The sequence below is a fragment of the Streptomyces sp. NPDC018031 genome (assembly GCF_044327625.1).
Classification (GTDB): domain Bacteria; phylum Actinomycetota; class Actinomycetes; order Streptomycetales; family Streptomycetaceae; genus Streptomyces.
Genome location: NZ_JBIRFT010000028.1, coordinates 1 through 22,408, shown reverse-complemented (window position 1 = coordinate 22,408; position 22,408 = coordinate 1). Strand labels below are relative to the sequence as shown.

Genomic DNA, 22,408 nt, shown 5'->3' with positions numbered 1-22,408 from the left:
GGGGCGGCGGTCCGGCGCGGAGCCGGCTGCCGTTGCCTACGCCGGACCGGCCCGGTGCGCGAGACCGGCCGGCGCCCGGCCGGTGTCCGGTGCCTCGCCGGGGGCCGGGTCCGGCCGGACCACGGTGGCGGCGCAGGCGACCGCCACGCAGCAGGCCACCGGCAGCAGGAAGGTGACGTTGAGCGGCATCAGCCGGGTCAGCGGCCCGATGACCGCCGGTCCGGCCAGCATGCCGAGGTAGCCGAGTCCGGCGACCGTGGCGACGTTCGCCCCGGCCGCCCGCGGGTCCACGTGCCCCGCGGCGCTGAAGAACTGCGGCACCGCCCCGGACAGCCCGATGCCGAAGACCGCCCAGCCGGCCAGGGCCGCCGGGATCCACGGGGTCAGCGCGGCGACGGCCAGCCCCGCGGCGGCCAGGGCGGTGCCGTGGCGGATGACGCGGACCGGCCCGACGCGGGTCACCACGCGGTCGGTGACCAGCCGTCCGACGGTCATCGCGGTGGCGAAGGCGCCGTAGGCCAGGGCGGCGGTGGCCCCCGAGGCGTCCAGGGTGTCCCGCAGGTGGAGCGCGCTCCAGTCGTTGGCGACGCCTTCGCAGAGCATGACGAGCAGGGCCAGCACGGCAAGCGTCCACACCCTGGCCGGGGTCCGCCGGGCACGGCCGGCCGCCGGGCCGTCGGCCACCGCGGGCGGCCGGTCGCCGGGCACCGGCTCCGGTCCCGCCGCGTCCGGGCCGGGGCGCAGCAGTCCCAGGGTGGCCGGCACGGTCGCCGCGGCACCGGCCACCGCCACCGCGGTGAGGGTCGCGGGCACGCTCCAGCCCCAGCCGAGGGTGGCGGCGCCGACGAGCGCCGCGAGGACCCCGCCGATGGAGAAGAAGGCGTGGAACGCGGACATCACGGGCCGGCCGTAACCCCGTTCGACCTGCACGGCGTGGGTGTTCATGGCGACGTCGAGGCAGCCGTTGCCCAGCCCCAGCAGGAACAGCGCGGCGCCCAGCGTCCAGGCGTCCACCGCCAGTCCGGGGAGGACCAGGGCCGCGCTGCACAGCACCCCGCCCAGCGGCACCGTCCGGTGGGTGCCGTACCGGTCGGTCAGCGGGCCGCCGAGGCGCATCCCGAGGAAGGCGCCGGCGCCCAGCAGCAGGAGCAGCCAGCCGAGCGCGGCGTGGCCGGTGCCGGTGCGGTCCTCGACCGCCGGGATGTGCACGATCCACATCCCCATCAGGAAGCCGTTGAGCGTGAAGAACGCGAAGGTGGACAGGCGCGCGCGGCGCAGCGGACGGCCCGGTGGGGCGCTGGGTGCGGCAGTGGTGTCGGTCATCGACCGGAGCGTAACGAACAATTTTCACGATCGCCAGGTTGACTTACGCACATCAATCCTGTGCGATACGTCCATGCGATCGACCACGGACCGACTGACAGCGATCACCGAAGCCCTCCGGGACGCGGAGCGGCTGAGCGTGGCGGAGCTCGCCGCGATCACCGGCTGTTCGGAGATGACCATCCGCCGGGACCTGGAGCAGCTGGCCGGCCAGGGCCTGGTGGAGCGCTACCGGGGCGGCGCCCGGAGCCTGGTGCTGCGCGGCGAGGAGCCTCCGTTCAGCCTGCGGGTCCGGGAGGGGGTCGACGCCAAGGCACGGATCGCCGCCGAGGTGGCGCGGATGATCGCGGACGGCGAGTCGGTGGTGCTGGACAGCGGGACCACGTGCCTGGAGGTCGCCAGGGCGGTGGCGGACCGCCCGCTGACGGTGATGCCGCTCTCCCTGCACGCGGCGAACGTGCTGGCCGGCGCCCCCGCCGCGGTGACGCTGCTGCTCCCCGGCGGCGAGGCCCGGCGCGGCGAGTTGGCGGTGACCGGCCCGCTGGCGGAGGCGTCGCTGGCCGCGCTGCGGTTCGACACCGCGGTCATCGGCTGCTGCGGGCTCACCCCCGGGGACGGGCTGACCGCCTACGACCTCGCCGACGCGGCGGTGAAGCGGGCGGCGATGGCCTCGGCCCGGCGGGTGATCGCGGTCGCCGACGGGGCGAAGTTCTCCCGGACGGCCCTGGCGTTCGTGGCGCCGCTCGACGCGATCGACGCGGTGGTGACCGACGCGTCCGCGTCCCCCGAGGACCTGGCCGCGCTGCGCGCGGCGGGCGTGGCCGTGCGCCAGGTGTGACCGGGCTACCCGTGCCCGCCGCGCCCCGCCGCGCTCAGCGGACGCCCTCCCACAGCAACCGCTCCTGCCGGGCAGGGTCCTGACGGACCGTCGGCGGACCGCCGCCCAGCCGCATGACCGCGCGGCGGGTGCCGTAGGCGGGCCAGTCGGGCAGCCGTCCGTCGGCGGTGCCGGGCCGCCCGTCGCGGGCGAAGGCCGTCCAGGCACCGCGCATCCGGTCGGACAGCGCGGCCGGGGCGTCGTCACCGGTCAGCGGGGAGTCGAGCCGGCCGAAGACAAAGCCGATCTCCAGGGTGTGGCAGGCACCGATCCGGCCGTCGAGGGCGGGCGAGGGCCAGGCGAACTCGTAGACGTAGGTCGCCGCCCGGTACGCGGCGCGGGCTTCGGCGAGCCGGAGGGCGGGGATCCGGTAGATCTGGTCGGTCATCACCGCGGAGAGCAGATCCCCGGGGACGGCCCCGGGGCGGGCGGCGCGGTACACGGGCAGGGCGGTCTCCGGGTCGACGCCGTACGCGGTGAGCGTCCGGCGCAGGGAGTCCTCGGTGACCCGGTGGTGACGGCCCACCGGGACCAGGAAGAAGCGGAACTCCTCGGCGTTGGTGCCGATCAGCAGGTCGATCCCGGCCCCCGCGCCGGCCGCGAGGGCGTCGGACGGGCGGGCGGGGAGGGTCACGCCGTCCACCACCGGCAGCAGCGTGGCGATGCCGCCGACCGCTTCCCCCCAGGTCTTGCGGTCCTCGGCGCCGGCCAACTCCATGGCGAGGGCGTTGTTGGCGGCGATCAGGCGCTTCGGCGGCGCGGCGGCCAGGGCCTCCACCGTGTGCTCGACACCGGCCAGTGCGGCCAGCCGTTCAGTGATGCGGCGGGCGACGTCCACCGGGTGGGTGTGGTGGCCGGCTCCGCTCTGCGCGACGACCCGGTGGAACAGCCCGCGGGCGCGGTCCATCGCCATCAGGGTGACCGCGGCCATCGCCCCCGCGGACTCGCCGAAGAGGGTGACCCGGTCCGGGTCGCCACCGAAGGCGGCGATGTTGTCCCGCACCCACTCCAGGGCGGCGACCACGTCGAGCAGCCCGAGGTTGGCGGTGCCGTCGGGCAGCAGCAGGAAGCCCTCCGCGCCGAGCCGGTAGTTGAGGGTGACGCACACGGTGCCGCCGGCCGCGAGCCGGGCACCGTCGTACAGCGGCAGGGAACCGGCGCCGTTGCGGAACGCGCCTCCGTGGATCCACACCATGACCGGCAGCCTGCCGCCGGTCCGGCCGGGGGCGGGGGTCCACACATTGAGGTTGAGGCAGTCCTCACCGGGGTTCCCGGCGTTGGGCAACAGGTCGCTCAGCGGCGGCCGGTAGCCGGGCTGGGGCACCGTCCGGCCGTACTCCAGCGCCTCGCGGACCCCGGTCCAGGGCTCGGGTGGCCGCGGCGGACGCATCCGGCGCGGCCCGAACGGCGGTGCGGCGTACGGGATTCCGAGGAACGCGGTGACGCCGTCGCGTTCGCGGCCGAGGAGCGTGCCGTGCGTGGTGGTGACGGCGTTGGTGGTGGTACCGGTGTCGACGGTGCTGTCGGTGCTGGCAGTGTTGTTGGCGTTGTTGGTGTCGTTGGTGTTGGTGGTGTTGACGTGGTCCATCTTCGGTGCGCCCTCCGGTCGTCGCGGCATCCGCCGGGGCGGGCCCGGTGCCACCCGGGAGCCGCCCTTCGCCTGATGCTTCCCGGCCACGGCGCGGCCGTCACCCGGGGCCCGCGGACGGCCCCGCGCCCCGGGCACCGCGGCCCGGCACCCGGTGCACCCCGATACGGCGTGCCGTAGCGGCGCCCGGAGGCCGGCTTGGAACCGGGACCCGGACCGTCACCGCAGGTCAGCACGGCACGGACGGGAATCCGGCGGCGGCGGCCCGGTGGAGCGGCGCATTCCGCCACCGCACCGCCCCCGGACGCCGGACGGCACGCCGTGCCGTACGACGGCCGGGGGCCGGATTGGTCCGGTAAGGTCATCGCACTTGATCTGGAAGTACCCCGCGCCCGGGGCGATGATGGAGGCCGGCGGCCGGCCCGGCCGGGGCGGGGACCGGCCCCACGGCCGGCGCCCCGCGACGGCCGGCGGAAGGAGTGCCTCGATGGGTTCGACCGACGCGTTCCCCACGAGCCTCGCCCCGGCCGCGGCCGGCCCGGCCGAGCCCGGCGGCCTGCTGGACGTGCTGGGAGTGGCGGCCGTGATGCTGGACGCCAAGGGCCGGATCACGCTGTGGAGCCCGCAGGCGCGGAAGCTGTTCGGCTGGAGCGCCGACGAGGCGCTGGGCCGCTACGCGCTGCAACTACTGGTGGCGCCGGAGCACGTGGACCTGGTGCTGGGGCTGTTCTCCGAGGTCATGGAGGCCGGCGAGAGCTGGGCGGGGGTCTTCCCGGTCCGGCACAAGGACGGCAGCACCCGGATGATCGAGTTCCGCAACATGCGGCTGCTGGACGAGCAGGGCGCCTCCTACGCCCTGGGCATCGCCGCCGACGAGTCGGTGCTGCGCGAGGTGGAACAGGACCTGGCGCTCTCGGTACGGCTGGTGGCCCAGTCCCCGATCGGCCTGGCCGTCTACGACACCGAGCTGCGCTATGTGATGGTCAACCCCGCGCTGGCCCGGATGAACGGCCGCTCCGTCGAGGAGCACATCGGCCGCGGTCTGGACGAGATGCTGCCGTTCCTGGACACGGGTGCGCTGACCCGGACCATGCGCGAGGTGCTGGTCGGCGGCGCACCGGTGCTCAACCAGTACACGGTGGGCCGACCGCCGGCCGACCCCGGAGTGGAACACGCCTGGTCGGTGTCGTACTACCGGCTGGAGGACCCCGGCGGGCGGGTCCTGGGGCTGTCCGTCTCGGTGATCGACGTGACCGAGCAGCACCAGGCGGCCAGGGAGGCGGCCCGGGCCCGCAAACGGCTGGCGCTGATCGCGGACGCCTCGGTGTCCGTCGGCACCACGCTGGACGTGGACCGCACCGCGCGGGAACTGGCGGACGTGCTGGTCCCGGAACTGGCCGACCTGGGCGCCGTGGACATCCTGGACGCCGTGCTGGAGGGGCGCCGCCGGGCCCCGGCGCCCGCCCCGGGCACCGAGCGCTTCCGGGCGCTCGCCGTCACCGCGGCCTATCCGACCGAGGCCGTGGAGGCCGCCGACCCGGCCGGGCAGATAGCCGCCTACGCGGCCGACCGGCTGATCACCCAGTGCGTGGTGACCGGCCGCCCGGTGCTGGTGGAGCGGGTCACCGAGCGGGAGCTGCGCACGATCGCGCCCAATCCGCGCTCGGCGGAGCTGCTCGCCAAGGCCGGGGTCCACTCCTACATGGCGGTACCGCTGATCGCCCGCGGCGAGGTGCTGGGCGCGCTCGACCTGTGCCGGGCGCGCAATCCGGTGCCGTTCGACGAGGAGGACGTGGTGCTGGCGGGCGAACTGGCGGCACGCGCCGCGGTGTGCATCGACAACGCCCGCTGGTACCAGAACGAGCGGCGCACCGCGCTCGCCCTGCAACGGCATCTGCTCACCCACCGCCCGCCGCAGCCCACCGGGCTGGACATCGCCTACCGTTACGAGCCCGCGCACGCGGCGGCCAGGATCGGCGGCGACTGGTTCGACGCGATACCGCTCACCGGGGACCGGACCGCACTGGTGGTGGGTGACGTGATGGGCAGCGGCATCAACGCCGCGGCCACCATGGGGCAGTTGCGCACCGCCACCCGGACGCTGGCCGAGCTGGACCTGCCCCCGGCCGAGGTGCTGCGCCATCTGGACCGCACCGCCGCCGATCTGGATCCGGCCCTGGCCACCTGCATCTACGCGCTGTACGACCCGCATCTGATGCGGTGCACGATCTCGGTGGCCGGTCATGTGCCGCCGGTGGTGGTGCGGCCCGGGCGGCAGGCGGAGCTGCTGCAGCTGCCCGCGGGGGCGCCCCTGGGGGTGGGTGGGGTCCATTTCGAGGAGACCACCGTGCAGTTGGCCCTCGGGGACCTGCTGGTGCTGTACACCGACGGGCTGGTCGAGACGCGCGACCAGCCGATACACACCCGGCTGGAGATGCTGGTGGACCTGCTCGCCGAGCCCGGGGACGACCTGGAAGCGCTCTGCGACCAGCTGCTGGCGGCGCTGCGCAATCCGGCGGAGCACGACGACGTGGCCCTGCTGGTGTCACGCGTCGGCGACTGTCGCGCGTAGCGTCCACCACGCTGACACACAACCGCCGCATCGGGTTCACACCTGAGTGTCATGTCTGTGTCACCCTCCCGGTTGACCCATTCAACCAATCACCTCGCATCGGTCGCCGATCACTCCTCGGTGGACGGCGCGAGGTCCCCCACGGGAGAGGACTTCCGCATGTCAGTCCGCCGCGTGACCCGCTGGATACCCCTGCCCCTGACCGCCGCCCTCGCGGTGACGGTCGGGCTCGTCGCCCAGGCCCCGGCCACCGCGTCCCCCACACCCGCGGCCGCCGCCACGGCCACCGTGAGCTCGTACGACGACACCTACTACCGCAACGCCATCGGCAAGACCGGGCCGGAGCTGAAGAGCGCGCTGCACTCGATCATCAAGAACCAGTCCAAGTTGAGCTACACCCAGGTGTGGGAGGCGCTGAAGGTCACCGACCAGGACCCGGCGAACTCCGCGAACGTCATCGAGCTGTACACCGGACGCTCGATCAGCAAGAGCCGCGCCGGGGGCAATTCCGGTGACTGGAACCGCGAGCACGTGTGGGCCAAGTCCCACGGCGACTTCGGCACCGCCACCGGCCCCGGCACCGATGTGCACCACCTGCGTCCCGAGGACGTGACGGTGAACAGCATCAGGGGCAACAAGGACTTCGACAAGGGCGGCAGCGCGGTGAGCGGCGCCCCGGGCAACTACACCGACGCCGACTCCTTCGAGCCGCGCAACGCCGTCAAGGGCGACGTCGCCCGGATGATCCTCTACATGGCCGTCCGCTACGAGGGCAACGACGGGTTCCCCAACCTGGAGCCCAACGACCGGGTGAACAACGGCTCCCTCCCGTACCACGGCCGGCTCTCGGTGCTGAAGCAGTGGAGCCTCCAGGACCCGCCGGACACCTTCGAGAAGCGCCGCAACCAGGTCATCTTCGACCAGTACCAGCACAACCGGAACCCGTTCATCGACCACCCGGAGTGGGTCGAGGCCATCTGGTGACGCGCACCGTCCACGGGCGACGCGCGTAGCTGTCGTGGTGACGCGCGTAGCCGTTCGCGGTTGACGCGCGTAGCCGATCAAGGGGACCCGGCCGGCCGGCGGGCGACGCGCGTAGCACCCGGTCCGGTGACGGCGCCGGGGCGGTCGTGGCCCGGGCAGGACTCCGGCCGGCCGGGCCGTCACCGGGCCCCCGGCCGCCGGGGGCGTGCCACGGCCGCCCCCGGCGGCCGGGCCCCGGCGGCCGGGCCGGGTACGCCGAGGGGGCGGCGTACCCCGCGCCCGCCGCCGGTTCAGCGCCGGCCGAAGAACTCCACCTCGGCGATGGCCAGTCGGCGGTCCGACCGGGCGCCGAACGCCGCGTCCGACGTCAGCCGGACCTTCACCACGTCCGAGCCGCGCAGGTCGAAGGTCTGCTCGCCCGCCTGGTCCTTGAGGTTGATCGCCTTGGTGCTGCGGTCGCCGTCCGCCGTGGTCAGCGTCACGGTGATGCCCGCCGGACGGGCGTGGAGCAGGAACTCGTCCTGCTTGGCCGAGCTGCCGGAGGTGATGATGACCTTCCGCAGCCGCACCGGGGCGGCGAACTCCGCCTCCAGGTACTGTCCGTCGCCCGGACCGCCGGCGGCAGGCGCCCAGTAGCGGTTGTTGAACCCGTCGAAGGCCGCGCCGGCCCGGTGCCCGGACGCCTCGCTGGAGGCCCGTACCGTCTCCGGGCGGAGCGCCTCGGGCTTCGCCGTCTGGTCCTGGGTGAAGGTGAACACCTCGCTGAGCTGGGAGCGGGCGAACCAGGCGAGTCCGGCCAGGAGCAGCACCGTGATCGGCAGGGCGAGCCGGGGCCGGGGCCAGGCGCGGTGCCGGGGCCGGGCCCCGGCGGCCAGCTCCCGCTCGGAGCCCCACCGGAAGAATTTGCGCCACCACGGCAGCGGCGGATGCTGGCCGGACGCGGCCACCGGGTCCAGCAGCGCTCCGCACCGGGAGCACAGTTTCCGGTCGGTGGCGTTGTCGGCCCGGCACCGCGGGCAGGCCCGGACCGGCCGCGGGGCGGCCGCCGGCGGTGCGGCGGACGTCCCGCCCGGCTCGGCTGCCAGGTCCCCCTCGCGGTGGTCGGGCCCGTCGCCGTACCGGAGCCGCTCGCCGGGCCGCCGGGCGGTGGACGCGGCCGGAGCCGGGCGCGGGGCGGCCGGGGCGGCCGGTTCCGCGGCCGCCTGGCGCGTCGGCGGCGCGGACGGCAGCGGCGGAACCACCAGCCGGGGCGGGGCCGCGGCCGGCGGCACCACCGCCTCGGGCGCGGCCGGGGCGGCCGGCGACGGCGGGGGCGCGGGCTCCGGCGACGGCCTGGGCGGGGCCGCCGGCGCCGCCGCAGCCCGGTCGGCCACGAACGGCATGGTCGGCGCGTCGGTCGTGGCCGGGGCCGGGGTGGCGGTGGCCGGGGCGGTGGACCCGGCCGGCCGACCGGGTGCCGCCGGCCGGGCCGACGGGCCCGTCGCGGTGGGCTGCTCCGTGGTGGTGGCGGACGCGGCCGGGGTGGCCGCCGGGTCCGTCCCCGGGCCGCCGGGCCGCCCCGGGGGGTCGGGCGAGGCCGTGGCGGCGGGCGGCCCGGGCGTCCCGGATCCCTGGTCCGGCCTGCCGTCCCACTCCAGGAACGCCTGGCAGGAGGTGCAGAACTGCACCCCGGCAGCATTGCGATGTCCGCATTCGGGGCACGTCATGACGCATCCCTTCCGTCCGCCACGAGCGGCACGATCTCTACCTGGTAGGCGACATGGGCGGGTACCTCGGCGGCGACCAGCTGCTCCAGCCGGGCCCGGTCGTGGCGCGCCGGCTCGGGGACCCGCAGCAGGACCGCCACCCACGGCCGGGCCGACCCCGGGAGCCCGGTGCCCGAGGTCTCGGACCAGATGGCCCCTCCGCTCTCGCTGATCTCCGGTTCGACACCGGTCTCGACCCGCAGGGCGGCCACCAGCCCCTGGCGGGTGCCCCGCTGCCGGTGGCGGGTGGTGGCGCCGGCCACCACGGCGCGCCGCTGGGTGTCGGGGCGCTCCTCGTCCACCTCCACCGCCACCCAGCCGGCCATCCAGGACAGGAAGTCCTCCGGCGCGGTACGCGGATGGAGGTAGGCGGGCAGGTTGTCCAGTGTCAGCAGCAGCGGCGCCAGCACCTCGTCCAGCGCGCCGAGGAACCGTTTGAGGAAGTCGTGGTCCTGGTACAGCCCCGGCAGCTGGTCCAGCAGCGGGTGCGGGTTGGGCAGTCCGGGCAGCGTCTCGCGCACCTCATGCCTCCCGGACCCGTAGCTGGTGTTCGTAGGAGAAGACCAGCGCGTGGCGGTCGAGGGTGACCTTCGCGGTGGCTTCGGCGCGTTCCCCGGTGAGCGGGTCGGCGGGGAACAGCCGGACGTCCTCGACGAGGTCCACGCCGGGCACCTGCTGGAGTACCCCGAACACCTCGCCGGAGTGGATGGGCCGGCCGAACGGCCAGCCCTGCCCGGCCGGCCCGCCGGTCAGCGGGTTGAAGTAGCCGTACAGGGCGGTGAGGGCCGCGTCCCGGAGCTTGTCGGGGGCGCAGCCGCGGGCCGCCTGCACCGAGGCGACCACGGTGACGCCCTGGTAGTACGGGGGTTCGACCACCAGCCGGGTGCCGATCGGACGCCGTTCGTCGAGATAGGCGGCGATCATGGCGAGGGTGTCCCGGGGCGGGATGAGTTCGTCGAAGCGGATCCGGCCCTGGGCGTCGCTGCGTCCGGCGGGTACCACCAGCAGCCGGACGCCGTTGGCCGGTTCACCGGAGGCGTCGGCGTCCCGGACGTTCCCGGCCGGTACGCAGGCGACCCGCGCGGCGTCCGGCGCGATCTCCCGGGCGAGTTGCTCGTAGTCGTGCGGGACGACGGCCCGGTGCAGGGTGCGCAGGGTCATCGGGCCGCGGGCCCGGGCGTTCTCGACGGTCTCCCCGTCCACGCCGCCCAGGGCCGCGCGCCGGTTCTCCGCGCGGGCCACGTACGGCAGCGAGCTGCGCAGCACCCGCAGGGACCCGCTCGCCACGTTGCCCCGGTGGCCGCCGCCGGTGCGGTAGCCGCGTACCCGGACCGCGCAGCCCTGCGGCGGCACCGCGCCGTACAGCCGCAGGGACCCGTCGCCCTCCCGCACCGCGGGGCCGAAGTCCACCTGGCCGGAGTTGGGGTCCAGGGTGATGTGCCGGTCGGTGACGGTGGAGTGCGCGAAGTTGTCCACCCGGGTCCACTCCACCCACCCGGTGGCCTCCGCCACCTCCACCACGAAGGGCTCCTCGCTCTGGACGACCGGGGGCCGCGCCACCTGGAAGCTCTGGCCGGGGACGCCCTCGGACCGGCCGAGGATCTCCTCGGTGACGGTCTCGGCGTGCGACGCCTCCACGGTGCCGCCGATGGTGAACGCGGTGATCTGCCGCACGGTCGGCGAGTGGAGGTAGGTGGGCTGGTCGGCGGCCGCCTCCACGAGCCGGCAGCGCAGCCAGCCGCCGGAGTGCCGGGCGACGACCGAGCCGGTGTGGCCGGCCGGCAGGTGGAGGATGACCTCGCCCTCCTTGTTGAACCCGCCGGTGTCGTCCTTGTCGACCTCGCAGACCACCCAGCCGCTGCCGTCCCACGCCTCCCACACCAGCGGCGGGCGGCGCGGGTCGACGCCCACGCCCTCGACCCGGCAGTCCAGCCGGAGGGCCACCACGCCGGCCGGAACCGGGTTGGACAGCCCGATGTAGAGGCAGTCGCCGGGAGCCGGCGAGGTGGAGAACAGCGGTACGTCGCGGCCGAGGGCCAGCTCCTCGGAGCGGTCGGTGGCGCCCCCGGTGGCGGGCCAGGTGGCGAGGTGGGCGTAGGAGCAGGGGGGCACCGACAGGTCGCGGCTGACGGTGAAGACCACGGCCTCCTCGCTCTCGGTGCGGACGGTGGCGACCTCGGTGCCCGCCTTGATCCGGACGGGTTCGGGCTGCGGGGCGGAGAGCCAGAAGGTGACGTCGGCGCGGGCCGCCGTCGGTGGGTACAGCCGTACGCCGATCAGGTCGAGGAAGGCCAGGTAGTTCTTGTCCGGTACCCGGTTCAGCCGGTAGACGAGCTGGTCGACCATGGTGGCGAACGCCTCGATCAGGGTGACGCCCGGATCGGAGACGTTGTGGTCGGTCCACTCCGGGCAGCGCTGCTGGACCAGCCGCTTGGCCTCGTCGACGAGCGCCTGGAAGCGCCGGTCGTCCAGGTTGGGGCTGGGGAGCGTCATGCGCCCTCCTCGTGCTGCGGGATGACGTAGAACGGGAAGACCAGGTTCCGTGGGTCGTTGGCGCCCCGCACCAGGTAGCTGACGTCGATGTAGAGCACCCCGTTGTCGGCCTCGTCGAAGCGGACCACGACGTCCACCACCTCGATCCGCGGTTCCCACCGCTCCAGGGCCAGCCGCACCTCGTAGGCGAGCTGTCCGGCGGTGCCGGCGTCGGCGGGCGCGAAGACGTACTCACCGAGCGCGCAGCCGAACTCGGGGCGCATCGGCCGCTCCCCGGGCGAGGTGCCCAGGACGAGCCGGATCGCCTCCTCGATCTCGCGTTCCCCGCTGACCAGGGCGATGCTGCCGGTGGCGTCGGTGCGCGGCGGGAAGGCCCAGCCGGCGCCGATGAACTGCTGCGCCATGGTCACCCTCCGATCTGCACGGTCGGGCAACCGGACAGGATCGGGGCCCCGCAGCCGGCCATGTCGCCCATCCGGGCGGCCGGCCGGCCGCCGATGCGCACCGTGGTGCTGCCGGGCGGCGCGATCGGCGACGGCGGGTGGGGAGAGGGGGCGGCGCAGGTGTGCGGGTTGCCCACGGTGGCGGCGGGCATGCCGCCGATGCGCACGGTGACCACGCCGGGCGGGCCGATCGTACCGGGGTGCCCGGTGGGGTCGCCGACGCGTGCGGCTGCTGGCATGTGCTCCTCGCCCCTTAGTCGTGAACCGTCGAACCGTCCGAAGTGGTGCTCCGCGGCGTCGCCGCGGTCAGTTGATCTCCACCAGGCCGGCCTTGACGCTGAGCGTCCGGCCGCCCTTGAGCTCGGTACTCGCGGTGCCGTTCACCGACACCTCCCTGCCCTGGATCTCCACCGCGCTGCGCGCGGTCACCTTGACCGACTCCCCGGTGAGTTCCAGCGCGCCGCTGCCGGCGTCGACCGTCACCCCGCTGCCCGCCTTCACGGACACCTTGTCCTTGGCGTCGATCTCCACGGTGCCGTCGCTGTGCACCACGATGGTGGTGCCCTTGCGGTCGAGGTCGATCTTGAGCTTCCCGCCCTCGGTGGACAGCCGGACGCCCTGGTTGCCGTTGGCCGCGTCGAGCACTTCCAGCTTTCCGGTCTTGGAGCCGAAGGCCCGCTTGTTGACCGCCCCGGTGGTGGAGTCCACGGGCGTGCCGTCCGCCGCGGCGCCCCTCTGGCCCGGCTTCTCCTTGCCGTTGTAGAGGGAGGCCAGCACATAGGGGCGCCCCAGGTGGCCCTGGTCGAACCCGACCAGCACCTCGTCACCGATCTCGGGGATGAACGACTCGCCGTCCCCCAGGCCGTTCGCCTGCGCGGTACGGGCCCAGTCGGTGGCGTACTGGTCGGACAGCCAGGGGAACCGCACCTTGACCCGGCCGAGCCCCTCCGGGTCCTTGGTGTCGGTGACCGTGCCGTTGACCAGCCCCGCGCAGCGCGCGGTGCCGGTGCCGCGGCCGTGTCCGCCGCCGCCGGCGCGGGTGAGCCCGAGGAGGGTGCGCTCCTGCTGTCCGGAGACGGTGATCCAGGTCTCGTAGCCGCGTGCGGAGTGGAACACGTGCCGGGCGGCGGTCACCGTGTACCGGCCCTCGAAGGGCTCCCCGACCCCGGTGAGGGTCACCGCGCCGCCGGCGCGTACCGACGGGTTTCCGCGGATCACCGCCTCCAGTTCGCCGAAGGACCCGGCGATCCGCTCGGCCAGCGCCTTGGCCACCTGGTCGACCTCGGCCTGGGAGCCGTAGGCGCCGTCGGAGACCAGGTGGTCCGCCTTTCCGAACGGCTGGGCCACCTGGGCCGGGGTGACGCCGAGTTCCAGGGTGCTGGTCCGGCCGGCGTCGGCCCGGCCGATCAGCGGCTGGGCGGTCCGGACGTCCCACCCCCGCACCTCGACGTTGGAGACCTGCTCGGCCGCGGACACCCCGGCCCGGCAGCGCAGCAGGTTGTTGCCCATCTCCAGCACCAGCGGGTTCTTGTCGGCCCGGGCCGAGACGTCCGGCGCGCCGCCCGCCTCGGTCGGCTTGGTGACGTGCAGCTGCCCGTCGTCCACGTACGCCTGGGCGCCCGCTTCGGCGGCCAGGCCGCGGACGAACTCCCAGTCGCTGGTGCCCGGCTGGGCGACGTGTTCCAGCACCGGCCCGGCCACGTCGATCTTCCCGGCCTTCAGCCCGGCGCGCTGCGCGACCTGGGAGCAGATGTCGGCGATGGTCATGTTCTGGTAACTGGCCACCCGCCGACCGCGGAAGAGGCGGTAGGAGTCGTCCATGCCGCGCACCACGGTGAAGGTGCCGGTGTCGTCGATCTCCACCTCCAGCGCGGTGACACAACCGGTGAGCAGCGGCTCGCCGGACGAGCCGCCGCCCGCCCGGGCCAGCAGCCGCACCTTGCCGCCTATCTTGATCCCGCCCTGCTGGAGCAGCACCCGGCCGGGGTCGCGGAACCGGAGCGAGAACACCCCGGGCAGCGTGCGGCTGTCGTCCACATGGCCCTCGACCAGGGTGTTGGCGAGGCCCGCGGGCAGCGGCCGGCCCTCGATCTCCACGACCACCGATTTGGCGACGCTCTGTTCGACCACGTCCGCCTCACCGGCCCGGGCCGAGGGCGGCGCGCGCGGTGTGCGGAACGGCGCGCGGAGCCTCCCCGGTGCGCTCGAGCCGCCGGTTCGGGGCGCCGCCGGCCGGCGACGTCCCGTTCCGCGGGGGTCCGGCCGGGGAGCCGCCGTCGGGGAGTTCCTGCAGCCGCTCGATCTCGTCGAGGGCGGGCAGCAGCAGTTCCCGGCCGCCGGTCAGCCGCATCGGGTCGTCGATCCCGTTGGCCTCGGCGATGACCCGCCAGACGGTCGGGTCCCCGTACTCCCGCCAGGCCAGGTGCGGCAGGGTGTCCCCGGTCCGCACCCGGTGCACCCGGCGGGCGTGCAACGCGCCCGAGGTCGGGTTCTGGCCGGGGGTCTCGCCGCTGATCTCCTCCATGGTGACCTGGCAGACCGCCCGGATCGGCACCCCGGAGGTGGTGAAGAGGGTGTACTTCACCTGCACCTGGCTGACGTAGCCGGGGAATCCGGTGAGACCGCCCCAGTGGAACACCACCCAGGGCGGGGAGGAGCGCTGCTGCTGGCGGGTCTCGTTGGTCGGCACACAGCAGGCGAACAGCTGCTCCACCGACTTCACCACGCTGGTGTCCTGCGAGTCGCTGGCGTCGAAGAACATCTCGACGGTCAGCTTGCTGGGCTGCGGCCCCTGGTACTCCGGCGGCCCGGCGCTCTTCGCCCCCTTGGCGTTGTTCCGCTTCCACGCCGCCGCCTTGGTGACGCTCAGCTCCTTGGGGTTGAACTGGAAGTCGATCCGGCCGCACGGCCCGCCCGGGGTGAGGCTGCCGCCCGGCGGCGGGGTGCGCAGCTCCAGATAGGCGTGTTCGAGTTTGGGGCGCGCACCACCGCCTCCGGCTCCACCGCCCCCGGCCCCGGCGGCGCTGAACGCCACCGGCGCGCTCATCGGGCACCCCCTGGTGCCGCTCGGTCACATCCCGCTCGCCTCACCACTCAGCCCTCCATCACATAGCCGTGGTGCGCTATCTCGATGGTCTCGGTCGCCACCTTGGGTGACTCGGGGTTGAAGACCGGCCCGGTCCAGCGGACCGGCACCACCTCCAGCAGGCCCCACTGGGCGACCTTCTGGCCGTCCCCGGTACGCGCTTCGATGTGCGCCGTCTTGCGGCTGAAGCCGGTCGTCATGCTGGCGAACCACTTGGCGACCTTCTCGGTCTCCCGGGTCAGCGGCCGGGACAGCTTCACGTTCGAGTACTTCAGACGGGTGGGCAGCTGCCACAGGTGGATGTTGTTGCCGCCCTCCTCGCGCTGCTCCAGCACCACCTCGCAGCCCAGGCCCTCGCAGGTGTTGAACGAGCCGAGTTCGATGCCGTCGATGGTGACGACGAAGCAGACGCTGACCGCCGGGTCCTCGGGTGCGGGCACGGCCTGTCCTCTCTCTCGCGGCTCGTTCGGTCCGAGCTCGTACTGTCCTGCCGGTGCGGGCGGTGCTCGGTGGTGCGGGCGGTGCGGGTGGTGCTCGGTCGTGCGGGTGGCGCTCGGTGGTGCCGGTGGTGCGGGTGGTGCTCGGTGGTGCGGGTGGTGCGGGTGGTGCCGGGACGGCCTGGCTCCGGCCGGTGGTCGGCCGGGCCGTATGTCGCCCGTGCGGCCGGTGCGGTCGGTGGGTCCTGCCGGTGGTGCCGTGCCGTACGCCGGGTGTGCCGTGGTCGCGGTCGTGCCGTGGGTCGAGTCGTGCCGTGTGCGGTGCCGTGTGCCGTGTCGCCGTCCTGTCTGCCGTTCGTCGTCTCCGGGTGCCGTGTCGTCGTCTCGGTGTGCCGGGTGGGTCGCGGGGTGCGGTGCGGAGCACCCTCGCGGGCTCCGTTCAGTGCCTGGTGTCGATCAGGAATCCGCCCCGTTCCCGCTCCAGCCGGAGGTCCGCCTTGAGCATCCGGCTCAGTGGCGGGTAGAGGGCGCGTACCAGTTCGTCGGTGACCGCCGGTGCCCCGCCCTTCCCCCCGGGTCCCTTCCCGCCGCCCTCCCCACCTGCCTCCGGAGCGGACTGCTGCCCGCTCCCGGCGCCTTCCGAGGCCGGCTCGGGCGCGGATCCCGCCCCCGGGGACGGCTCGGACGCCGGTTCCGGCACCGGCTCGGGCGAGGACTCCGGTGGTGGTTCGGCCGGGGTGCCCCCGTCGGTGTCCGCATCCCGCTGAACGGCCGCGTACGGTACGGCCGGTGGCGGGAACACCACCGAGCCGTCGGCCATCCGCTGGGCCACCCCGGCGGCGACGGCCACCGCCCCGGCGTCCAGCAGCCCGGCGGTCACCGGCGGGCTTGGCACGCCGGCCCGGGCAGGCCCGCCGGCACCCGGGAACGGCACCGGTACGACCGGCGCGGGCGGCGCACCCGGAAGTACCGCCGGCCGAGGCGCTCCGGCGGCCCAGCGCTGCACCCGCGGCGGGGAACCGGGGCCGGGCGGAACGGCACCCGGCGTGGACCGGGTCCCGTCCATGGCCGGCGGGACGATCGGCCCGACCGGCCCGGATACGGCCGCGCCGCCGGTGGACGTCGGCGCCACGGTGCGCTGCCACACCGCCGTCCCGGCCGGCGCCGACCGGTCGCGTGCGGTGCCCGGGCCCTGCCCGGCCCCGGTCCCCGGCCCCGGCCGGGTCGGAGGGCCGGAGGCGGACCGCTGCACCGCGTACCCGGCCGGCCCGGAGCCGGAGGCCGGCCCGGGGCCGGGTGCGGAAGCGGACTCCGCGGCGCCGGCGGTCCACCGGACCGGCACGGCCGCGGGCGCCGTGGCCGGCACGGCCGGTGACGACCCGTCCTGCGGCGGCCGCACCCCGGAGAACAGCGGTACGGACCGCTGGGCCACCAAGGGCACCACCCGTACCGCGCCCGCGCCCGGCGGCACCGGGGCCGCACGGACGGGTGTGCCGTCGGCCTCGGCGCGCTGCAACGGGACCGGCGCCCACGCCGGGCGCTCCGGCACCGCCGCACCACCGGTCGGCGGCGGCTGCGCACCGGGCGCCGGGGGCCGCCCGGCCGGCTCCGGGGACTGCGCCGTGGTGTCCGGCAACGGCCCCGAGTCGGTTCGGAGCACCAGCGGATCGTCTCCGAGCAGCGGCGCGGACCCTTCACCCGGGTCCGTACCGCCGTCCTCCCCGGTCGGCGGCTCGCCCCCGGCGCCGTCACCGTCGGACGCCTGCCGCTGGGCCACCGGAGGCGGTGCGCCGGGTTCCGGGTCGCCACCGTCCGGCGCGGCGGCGTTCGGCACGGCTATGTCCGGCGCGCCATCCTCCGGCGTGCCGCCGTCCGGTGCGGCGACCTGCGGAGCGGTCGTCCCGGGGCCGGCGGCCGGGGTGCGCTGGGCCGTCGGCGGCAGTGCGGTGAGCGGCTCCCCCAGTCCGAAGTGCGGGCGGCGGGAGGTGTCCGGCCCGCCGGTCGGCGCTTCCGGCTCGGCTACCGGCCGGGCCGTCCACGGCGCGCGCTGCACCGGCGCCGGCTCGGGGCGATCCGTGTCCGCGGCGGCGCGCTGCACCGGCACCGGCCGGACCGGCTGGTGCGGCGACCGGTCCGGGTGCGGTGCGCGCTGTACCGGGGCCGCGGCCCGCGGGCCCGGATCCGACGTGGGCCGCACCGGTTCCGGGGCCTTCGACCACCCCGGGTCCGGTGTCCGCTGCACGGGTTCCGGGGTGGTCCGTGCCGGGTCCGTCGTGCGCTGCACCGGTTCCACCCCCGGCCGGCCGGGGGTGGATGCCCGCCGTGCCGGTTCCGCCGGCTGCCGGCCCGCTTGCCCGGTTCGCTGTACCGGGGCCGGCGCCGGTGCGGCGCCGCCCTGGACCGCGGCCGCGCGGCCGGCGTCCGGCCGCACCGCCTCCGGCGCGTGCCCGCCCGGGTCCAGGACCCGCTGGACGGGCTCGCCGATCGGCTGCACCGGCTCCGTCGTGGCGGCGTCCGGTACCGGTCGTCCGGTGCCCGGGCCGGACGGGGCCGTGCTGGTGGCTCCCTGGTCCGGGGCGTGCCGGGCCGCACTCGGTTCCGGGGCCGGCCCGGCCGGAGCCGCCGCGCCTTCCTCCGGGTCCACTGCCCGCTGCACCGGGGGCTCCGCACCGGGGCGGTGCGTCCGCGACGGCTCCGGCACCGGGTCGGTGTCGCGCTGAACGGGGTGCGTGACCGTGTTGCCGGAGCTGCTCTCCACCGGCTCCTGGCGGGCTGCCGGGATCTCCGTGGGGGCTGTCGGCTCCTCCGCGAGGGCCGTCGGCGACGGCAGACCGGCCCCCGGGTCCGCGGGCTCCGGCAGCTCACCGTGGAGCGCTTCCGCGGCGGGCCCCGCGGACGACGGCACCTCGGCGGGCGGCAGCTCGGCCGGCGGCACGTCGGCGGCGGACGGCAACTGGGTGGGCGGCGGTTGCACCGCCGGCAGCTGGTGCAGCGCCTCCGTCGGTGTCCGGGGCGGGTGCGCCGAGACCAGCGACGTCCCCGCGCGCTGAACCGGCACCGGGGCCCCGGTGCGGGTACCGCCCCTGGGCCAGATCATCTCCACCTGCCGTGCGGCGGCGGGCGCTCCGCCACCGGCCGGTGTCCCCTCGGCCTGTCTGCTCACCGTCGGGCCGGTGGCGGCGCCGGAACCGGCCGCGCTGAGCAGCCCGTGCCCCAGTCCGGACGGCGCCTGCGGGCTGACCAGGTGGCCCAGCGGCGTGTGGAAGCTGGTGTCCCGCCAACTGCCCAGTGAGCCGCGGAACCCGTCGGGGTCGATCATCAGCGCGGTGTCCGGCACGGTGCGCTGCACCGGCGGCAGGTCCCGCCAGGCGGGTGCGGCCGGGCGCCCGGCCGCCGGAGCCGGGTCGGCGCTGGGGGGGCCGTCGGGCGCGGGCGCGTCCGACGCGGCGGTCTGCCGACGGCCGCTCAGCCAGGACAGCAATCCCATCAGTACCTCGCTCCCCCCTCGTTCGATGTGCCGGGCACGTCCGTGCCCGGGCCGCCCCCGTACGCCCCGGGTCCCCGCCCGTGCTGCTTCCTCAGCCCTGGCTGAGCCGCGCGATCTGGTCCACGTACCGGAGCCGGTCGGCGTGCTCCAGGTCGAGGATCTGGTCCAGCGGCCAGTGGAAGTGGTAGGCCAGGTACGCGACTTCCTCGTGGATCCGGTCCGCCGCGTACGTCACGATTCCCCCAGGCGACCACCGCCGGCCAGGTCCACCGCGAAGCTCTCCTGGCAGGACGGGCAGGTGACGGCGGCCCGGGTGTGCCCCTCGGCGTTGATACGGCGGTAGAAGTCCTGCAGGAACGCCAGGTCCGAGGCGAACAGGTCCTCCACGATGCCCGGGTGGATGTCCTCGATGGTGCCCAGCCGGGTGAGCACCCGGGAGATGAGCACCACCGAGAGGTAGGCGGAGTTCTCCCGTACCCGGTCGTCGCGGAGCGGGATCAGCTCGTCCCGGGCGGTGGCCAGCCGCATCACTCCCGTGCGGTGCACGGTGCCGGAGTCGTCGACGTAGCCGCGCGGCAGCTCGAACGGGAACTCGGTGATCAGCCGCTCGGTGTGCTCCACCCGGGCCGGGGCTTCGGCGGGCGCCGCCGCGGCGCTCTCCTGCGGCCGCGGCGGTGCCGGAAAGCCTCGGCGCATCACTCGACTTCCATACTCTCGTACGTGATGACCAGTTTCTCGGTGAGCACCGAGGTGTCGCCCGCCTTGAGGGTGCTGATCTCCAGCGACTTGGGCCAGGCGTTGACGAGCTTGTACCGCTTGATCGGGATGCCCTCGTAGTCGTACACGATGATCGAACCGTTCCGGCGGGCGGTGGTCATCCGCCCGAACCGGGAGTCCTTGATCCAGCTCTCGAAGCTGTTGTCCTCCGTCAGGCCCCGGGTCAGGGTGACCTCGCCGGCCTTCGGGCGCCCGGGCAGCTTCTTGATCGCGTACTTGCCGTCGGCGGTGTTCTGCTTCAGCTCGATGACGTCCTGCTCCATCTTCAGACCACTGACCTCGGTGATCTGCCGGATGAGCACGGCGTCCAGTTCCAGACCGAAGGAGTGTCCTACGGAGCTGTCGAGATCGGGGAGCGGCATGCCGGCCTCCTAGGAATCGGTCGGTAGCGGGTCGGCGGGCCGGTGCCCGGCCGCCGCGGGAGGGGTCACTCGTCCACCGCGCCGGAGCCGCCGGACAACTGGGCCAGCCGGAACACCACGAACTCCGCCGGCTTGACCGGGGCCACCCCGATCTCGCAGATGACCTGGCCCAGGTCGATGCTCTCCGGCGGGTTGGTCTCCCGGTCGCACTTCACGTAGAAGGCCTCGTCCGGGGTGAGCCCGAAGAGCGCCCCCTTGCGCCACTCGTTGACCAGGAACGCCGAGATGGTGCGCCGGACCCGGGCCCACAGGGCGTCGTCGTTGGGCTCGAACACCACCCACTGGGTGCCGGCCAGGATCGACTCCTCCAGGTAGTTGAAGAGTCGCCGGACATTGAGGTAGCGCCAGGCCGGGTCGGAGGACAGGGTACGGGCGCCCCACACCCGGATGCCGCGGCCGGCGAAGGCCCGGATGCAGTTGAGGCCGATCGGGTTCAGCAGGTCGTGCTCGCCCTTGGTGATCTGCGTCTGCAGGGCGACCGCGCCGCGCACCACTTCGTTCGCCGGTGCCTTGTGCACTCCGCGCGAGTCGTCGTTGCGGGCCCATACCCCGGCGATGTGACCGCTGGGCGGCACGAAGGTGTTCCGCCCGGCGGCCGGGTCGAAGACCTTGAGCCACGGGTAGTACATGGTGGCGTACTTGGAGTCGAACCCGGTGCCTTCCTGACGCCAGGCGAGGACCTGCTGGGGGCTGAGTCCCGGCGGCGGGTCGAGGATCGCGATCCGGTCCCCCATCGACTCGCAGTGGGTGATCAGCCCCTGCTGCACCGAGACCACGGTCTCCAGGTCCAGCATGCCGCGCTCATAGGCGCTCATCAGGTCCGGGGCGGCCACCATGGTGATCTCCTCGACGGCCTCCAGGCCGCCGAAGCCGGTGCGCTGGTCGGCGTCACCGACGTACGTCTGCGCCGACACCGCCACCGGAGCGGTCTCGGTCCCGCCGCCGGGCGGCACGGCGAGCCGCACCGACTGGGTCGTCGGCCGGGCCGGCGCGGCGCCCTTGCCCGGCTCCTCCAGGGCGATCAGCCGGGAGCGGGCCTTGACCTGGGTGGCCACGTTCTCCTTGCTGCGCTTGCTGGTGACGGCCGGGTAGCTCTCCACCACCTCGCCGTCCCGCTTGACCAGGAGTTTGAACACGTCCTGCGGCGGGTCCTCGACGTCCGCGTCGGCGACCTCGACGGTGATCTCACCGGTGACGCCGGGCAGCGTCCGGACGACGTAGGGGCCCAGCTGGGCCTGGGCTCCGGCGGTGATCTCCCCCGGCGCGGCCGCGCTGTCCTCCCCCTCCTTGCCCTGGCCACCGATCCGCACCACATAGCAGATCCCACCGCCGTTGGCGAAGAATCCGTAGACGGAGTTGGCGAGGTACGTCCCTTCGACGAAGTCACCGAACACGCTGGTGAACTGGGTCCAGTTCGTGATCAGCGTGGGTTCGTTGAAAGGACCCTTCTGAGCGAAGCCGACGAAGGCGGCGACCGACGTGCCCACCCCTTCGATCGGGCGGGACCCGGACTCGACCTCTTCGACGTAGACGCCCGGGGACAGGTACGACGGCATACCACTCTCCTTGACCGGGGAAACGAGAGCGATTCTTGTCACCGTCCTGGATCACCGGAACGGGCTTTCGGCCGCCCCGGAGTACAGACCACGCTGCCCTAACGTGCACCCCCGCTGCACCGCAACGCGGCCCGTCCGCTTGAGCCGCCGCCGCCGACCCCCGCTCATGCTGGGCGACATGTCCGGACGCACGGTGACGCCGAGCACGCATGCCCAGATGGCGCGCGTGACGACCGGAACGCCCGGAACCCCGGGGTGACGCCGTGAAGTCCCCCGGCGAGAAGGCGCCGAAGGCAGGGCGATCCGCCGCCGACCCGGCCAGGGGCGCGGTGCAACGCCTACCCGCGCCGCCCGCCCCTACACAGGCCGCCGACACGGCGATGGATCCCGCGCTCGCGCAGCCGGGTGCGCCCGGCGACCGCCAGGCTCCCGATCCGCGGTTGGTGCAGCGGTTGCAGGGTGTGGTGGGCAATCGTGCCGTTGCCGGTCTGGTCGCCCAGCGCTATAGCGCGCCGGTGAAGCCCCCGCCGTCGCAGGCTCCCGGGTTCCGCCGGGTCCAGGCCGATGTGGCCGCGAAGAAGCGCGCGGTCGCCCAGCATCCGCCGGCGGCGGCGGAGTC

18 protein-coding genes and 1 pseudogene are annotated in these 22,408 nt (G+C 74.7%); 4 read left to right on the top strand and 15 right to left on the bottom strand.

Annotated features, from left to right (window positions below):
• Positions 1 to 36 precede the first annotated feature (36 nt).
• Complete coding sequence (locus tag ACH4B3_RS32705; RefSeq protein ID WP_398469146.1) at positions 37 to 1,323, bottom strand: MFS transporter; 1,287 nt, start codon at positions 1,321 to 1,323, stop codon at positions 37 to 39.
• A 73-nt stretch (positions 1,324 to 1,396) separates the two neighbouring features.
• Here ACH4B3_RS32705 and ACH4B3_RS32700 point away from each other — a divergent pair, with 73 nt between their 5' ends.
• Positions 1,397 to 2,161: a DeoR/GlpR family DNA-binding transcription regulator gene (locus tag ACH4B3_RS32700; protein ID WP_398469144.1), complete on the top strand. Its 765-nt coding sequence runs from the start codon at positions 1,397 to 1,399 to the stop codon at positions 2,159 to 2,161.
• A gap of 34 nt (positions 2,162 to 2,195) precedes the next feature.
• Here the strand turns inward: ACH4B3_RS32700 and ACH4B3_RS32695 are convergent, their stop codons facing one another.
• Positions 2,196 to 3,788 carry a carboxylesterase/lipase family protein gene (locus ACH4B3_RS32695; protein ID WP_398469142.1) on the bottom strand — a complete coding sequence of 531 codons (1,593 nt, stop codon included), beginning with the start codon at positions 3,786 to 3,788 and terminating at the stop codon, positions 2,196 to 2,198.
• A 487-nt stretch (positions 3,789 to 4,275) separates the two neighbouring features.
• Here ACH4B3_RS32695 and ACH4B3_RS32690 point away from each other — a divergent pair, with 487 nt between their 5' ends.
• Together ACH4B3_RS32690 and ACH4B3_RS32685 are read left to right on the top strand one after the other, a co-directional pair.
• Positions 4,276 to 6,360 carry a SpoIIE family protein phosphatase gene (locus ACH4B3_RS32690; protein ID WP_398469140.1) on the top strand — a complete coding sequence of 695 codons (2,085 nt, stop codon included), beginning with the start codon at positions 4,276 to 4,278 and terminating at the stop codon, positions 6,358 to 6,360.
• A 159-nt stretch (positions 6,361 to 6,519) separates the two neighbouring features.
• Positions 6,520 to 7,344, top strand: coding sequence for an endonuclease I family protein (locus ACH4B3_RS32685; protein WP_398469138.1), 825 nt, complete (start codon positions 6,520 to 6,522; stop codon positions 7,342 to 7,344).
• A gap of 290 nt (positions 7,345 to 7,634) precedes the next feature.
• Here the strand turns inward: ACH4B3_RS32685 and ACH4B3_RS32680 are convergent, their stop codons facing one another.
• From ACH4B3_RS32680 to ACH4B3_RS32620, 13 genes are all read right to left on the bottom strand, one after another.
• Complete coding sequence (locus ACH4B3_RS32680; RefSeq protein WP_398469136.1) at positions 7,635 to 9,050, bottom strand: NADase-type glycan-binding domain-containing protein; 1,416 nt, start codon at positions 9,048 to 9,050, stop codon at positions 7,635 to 7,637.
• Positions 9,047 to 9,610: a phage tail protein gene (locus ACH4B3_RS32675; RefSeq protein WP_398469134.1), complete on the bottom strand. Its 564-nt coding sequence runs from the start codon at positions 9,608 to 9,610 to the stop codon at positions 9,047 to 9,049. The genes ACH4B3_RS32680 and ACH4B3_RS32675 overlap by 4 nt, the downstream gene beginning before the upstream one ends.
• Position 9,611: 1 nt before the next feature.
• Entirely contained in the window at positions 9,612 to 11,582 is a 1,971-nt protein-coding gene (locus tag ACH4B3_RS32670; protein ID WP_398469132.1) for a putative baseplate assembly protein, read from the bottom strand.
• A complete protein-coding gene (locus tag ACH4B3_RS32665) occupies positions 11,579 to 11,986 on the bottom strand; it encodes a GPW/gp25 family protein (protein ID WP_398469130.1) in 408 nt (135 codons plus the stop codon). The genes ACH4B3_RS32670 and ACH4B3_RS32665 overlap by 4 nt, the downstream gene beginning before the upstream one ends.
• Before the next feature lie 2 nt (positions 11,987 to 11,988).
• On the bottom strand, positions 11,989 to 12,264 hold the full coding sequence (locus tag ACH4B3_RS32660; protein WP_398469128.1) for a PAAR domain-containing protein: 276 nt from the start codon (positions 12,262 to 12,264) through the stop codon (positions 11,989 to 11,991).
• Positions 12,265 to 12,331: 67 nt separating this feature from the next.
• Positions 12,332 to 14,155, bottom strand: a complete 1,824-nt coding sequence (locus ACH4B3_RS32655; protein WP_398469126.1) for a VgrG-related protein — start codon at positions 14,153 to 14,155, stop codon at positions 12,332 to 12,334.
• Between the two features lie 7 nt (positions 14,156 to 14,162).
• On the bottom strand, positions 14,163 to 15,071 hold the full coding sequence (locus ACH4B3_RS32650) for a peptidase M23 (RefSeq protein WP_398469124.1): 909 nt from the start codon (positions 15,069 to 15,071) through the stop codon (positions 14,163 to 14,165).
• Positions 15,072 to 15,118: 47 nt separating this feature from the next.
• Positions 15,119 to 15,550 carry a phage tail protein gene (locus ACH4B3_RS32645; protein WP_398469122.1) on the bottom strand — a complete coding sequence of 144 codons (432 nt, stop codon included), beginning with the start codon at positions 15,548 to 15,550 and terminating at the stop codon, positions 15,119 to 15,121.
• A gap of 436 nt (positions 15,551 to 15,986) precedes the next feature.
• Positions 15,987 to 19,034 carry a hypothetical protein gene (locus ACH4B3_RS32640; RefSeq protein ID WP_398469120.1) on the bottom strand — a complete coding sequence of 1,016 codons (3,048 nt, stop codon included), beginning with the start codon at positions 19,032 to 19,034 and terminating at the stop codon, positions 15,987 to 15,989.
• 91 nt (positions 19,035 to 19,125) lie between these two features.
• Complete coding sequence (locus tag ACH4B3_RS32635; protein WP_398469118.1) at positions 19,126 to 19,269, bottom strand: DUF6760 family protein; 144 nt, start codon at positions 19,267 to 19,269, stop codon at positions 19,126 to 19,128.
• The gene (locus ACH4B3_RS32630) at positions 19,266 to 19,730 is read right to left on the bottom strand and encodes a hypothetical protein (protein WP_398469116.1); all 465 of its coding nucleotides are present in this window, start codon (positions 19,728 to 19,730) and stop codon (positions 19,266 to 19,268) included. The genes ACH4B3_RS32635 and ACH4B3_RS32630 overlap by 4 nt, the downstream gene beginning before the upstream one ends.
• Positions 19,730 to 20,173 (bottom strand): phage tail protein, encoded by a 444-nt coding sequence (locus ACH4B3_RS32625; protein ID WP_398469114.1) that lies wholly within the window; start codon positions 20,171 to 20,173, stop codon positions 19,730 to 19,732. Before ACH4B3_RS32625 ends, ACH4B3_RS32630 begins: the two co-directional genes overlap by 1 nt.
• A 65-nt stretch (positions 20,174 to 20,238) precedes the next feature.
• On the bottom strand, positions 20,239 to 21,789 hold the full coding sequence (locus tag ACH4B3_RS32620; protein WP_398469112.1) for a phage tail sheath family protein: 1,551 nt from the start codon (positions 21,787 to 21,789) through the stop codon (positions 20,239 to 20,241).
• A 263-nt stretch (positions 21,790 to 22,052) separates the two neighbouring features.
• On the opposite strand from ACH4B3_RS32620, the pseudogene ACH4B3_RS32615 reads away from it, so the two are divergent.
• Positions 22,053 to 22,408: pseudogene (locus ACH4B3_RS32615) on the top strand (hypothetical protein); the annotation flags it as partial.

Bases quoted from the DNA above. Each gene is read 5' to 3' on its own strand.
- ACH4B3_RS32670 (WP_398469132.1), bottom strand. From the start codon at position 11,582: ATGACGCTCCCCAGCCCCAACCTGGACGACCGGCGCTTCCAGGCGCTC.
- ACH4B3_RS32625 (WP_398469114.1), bottom strand. From the start codon at position 20,173: ATGCCGCTCCCCGATCTCGACAGCTCCGTAGGACACTCCTTCGGTCTG.
- ACH4B3_RS32665 (WP_398469130.1), bottom strand. From the start codon at position 11,986: ATGGCGCAGCAGTTCATCGGCGCCGGCTGGGCCTTCCCGCCGCGCACC.
- ACH4B3_RS32630 (WP_398469116.1), bottom strand. From the start codon at position 19,730: ATGCGCCGAGGCTTTCCGGCACCGCCGCGGCCGCAGGAGAGCGCCGCG.
- ACH4B3_RS32690 (WP_398469140.1), top strand. From the start codon at position 4,276: ATGGGTTCGACCGACGCGTTCCCCACGAGCCTCGCCCCGGCCGCGGCC.
- ACH4B3_RS32640 (WP_398469120.1), bottom strand. From the start codon at position 19,034: ATGGGATTGCTGTCCTGGCTGAGCGGCCGTCGGCAGACCGCCGCGTCG.
- ACH4B3_RS32650 (WP_398469124.1), bottom strand. From the start codon at position 15,071: ATGAGCGCGCCGGTGGCGTTCAGCGCCGCCGGGGCCGGGGGCGGTGGA.
- ACH4B3_RS32700 (WP_398469144.1), top strand. From the start codon at position 1,397: ATGCGATCGACCACGGACCGACTGACAGCGATCACCGAAGCCCTCCGG.
- ACH4B3_RS32685 (WP_398469138.1), top strand. From the start codon at position 6,520: ATGTCAGTCCGCCGCGTGACCCGCTGGATACCCCTGCCCCTGACCGCC.
- ACH4B3_RS32695 (WP_398469142.1), bottom strand. From the start codon at position 3,788: ATGGACCACGTCAACACCACCAACACCAACGACACCAACAACGCCAAC.
- ACH4B3_RS32660 (WP_398469128.1), bottom strand. From the start codon at position 12,264: ATGCCAGCAGCCGCACGCGTCGGCGACCCCACCGGGCACCCCGGTACG.
- ACH4B3_RS32705 (WP_398469146.1), bottom strand. From the start codon at position 1,323: ATGACCGACACCACTGCCGCACCCAGCGCCCCACCGGGCCGTCCGCTG.
- ACH4B3_RS32680 (WP_398469136.1), bottom strand. From the start codon at position 9,050: ATGACGTGCCCCGAATGCGGACATCGCAATGCTGCCGGGGTGCAGTTC.
- ACH4B3_RS32620 (WP_398469112.1), bottom strand. From the start codon at position 21,789: ATGCCGTCGTACCTGTCCCCGGGCGTCTACGTCGAAGAGGTCGAGTCC.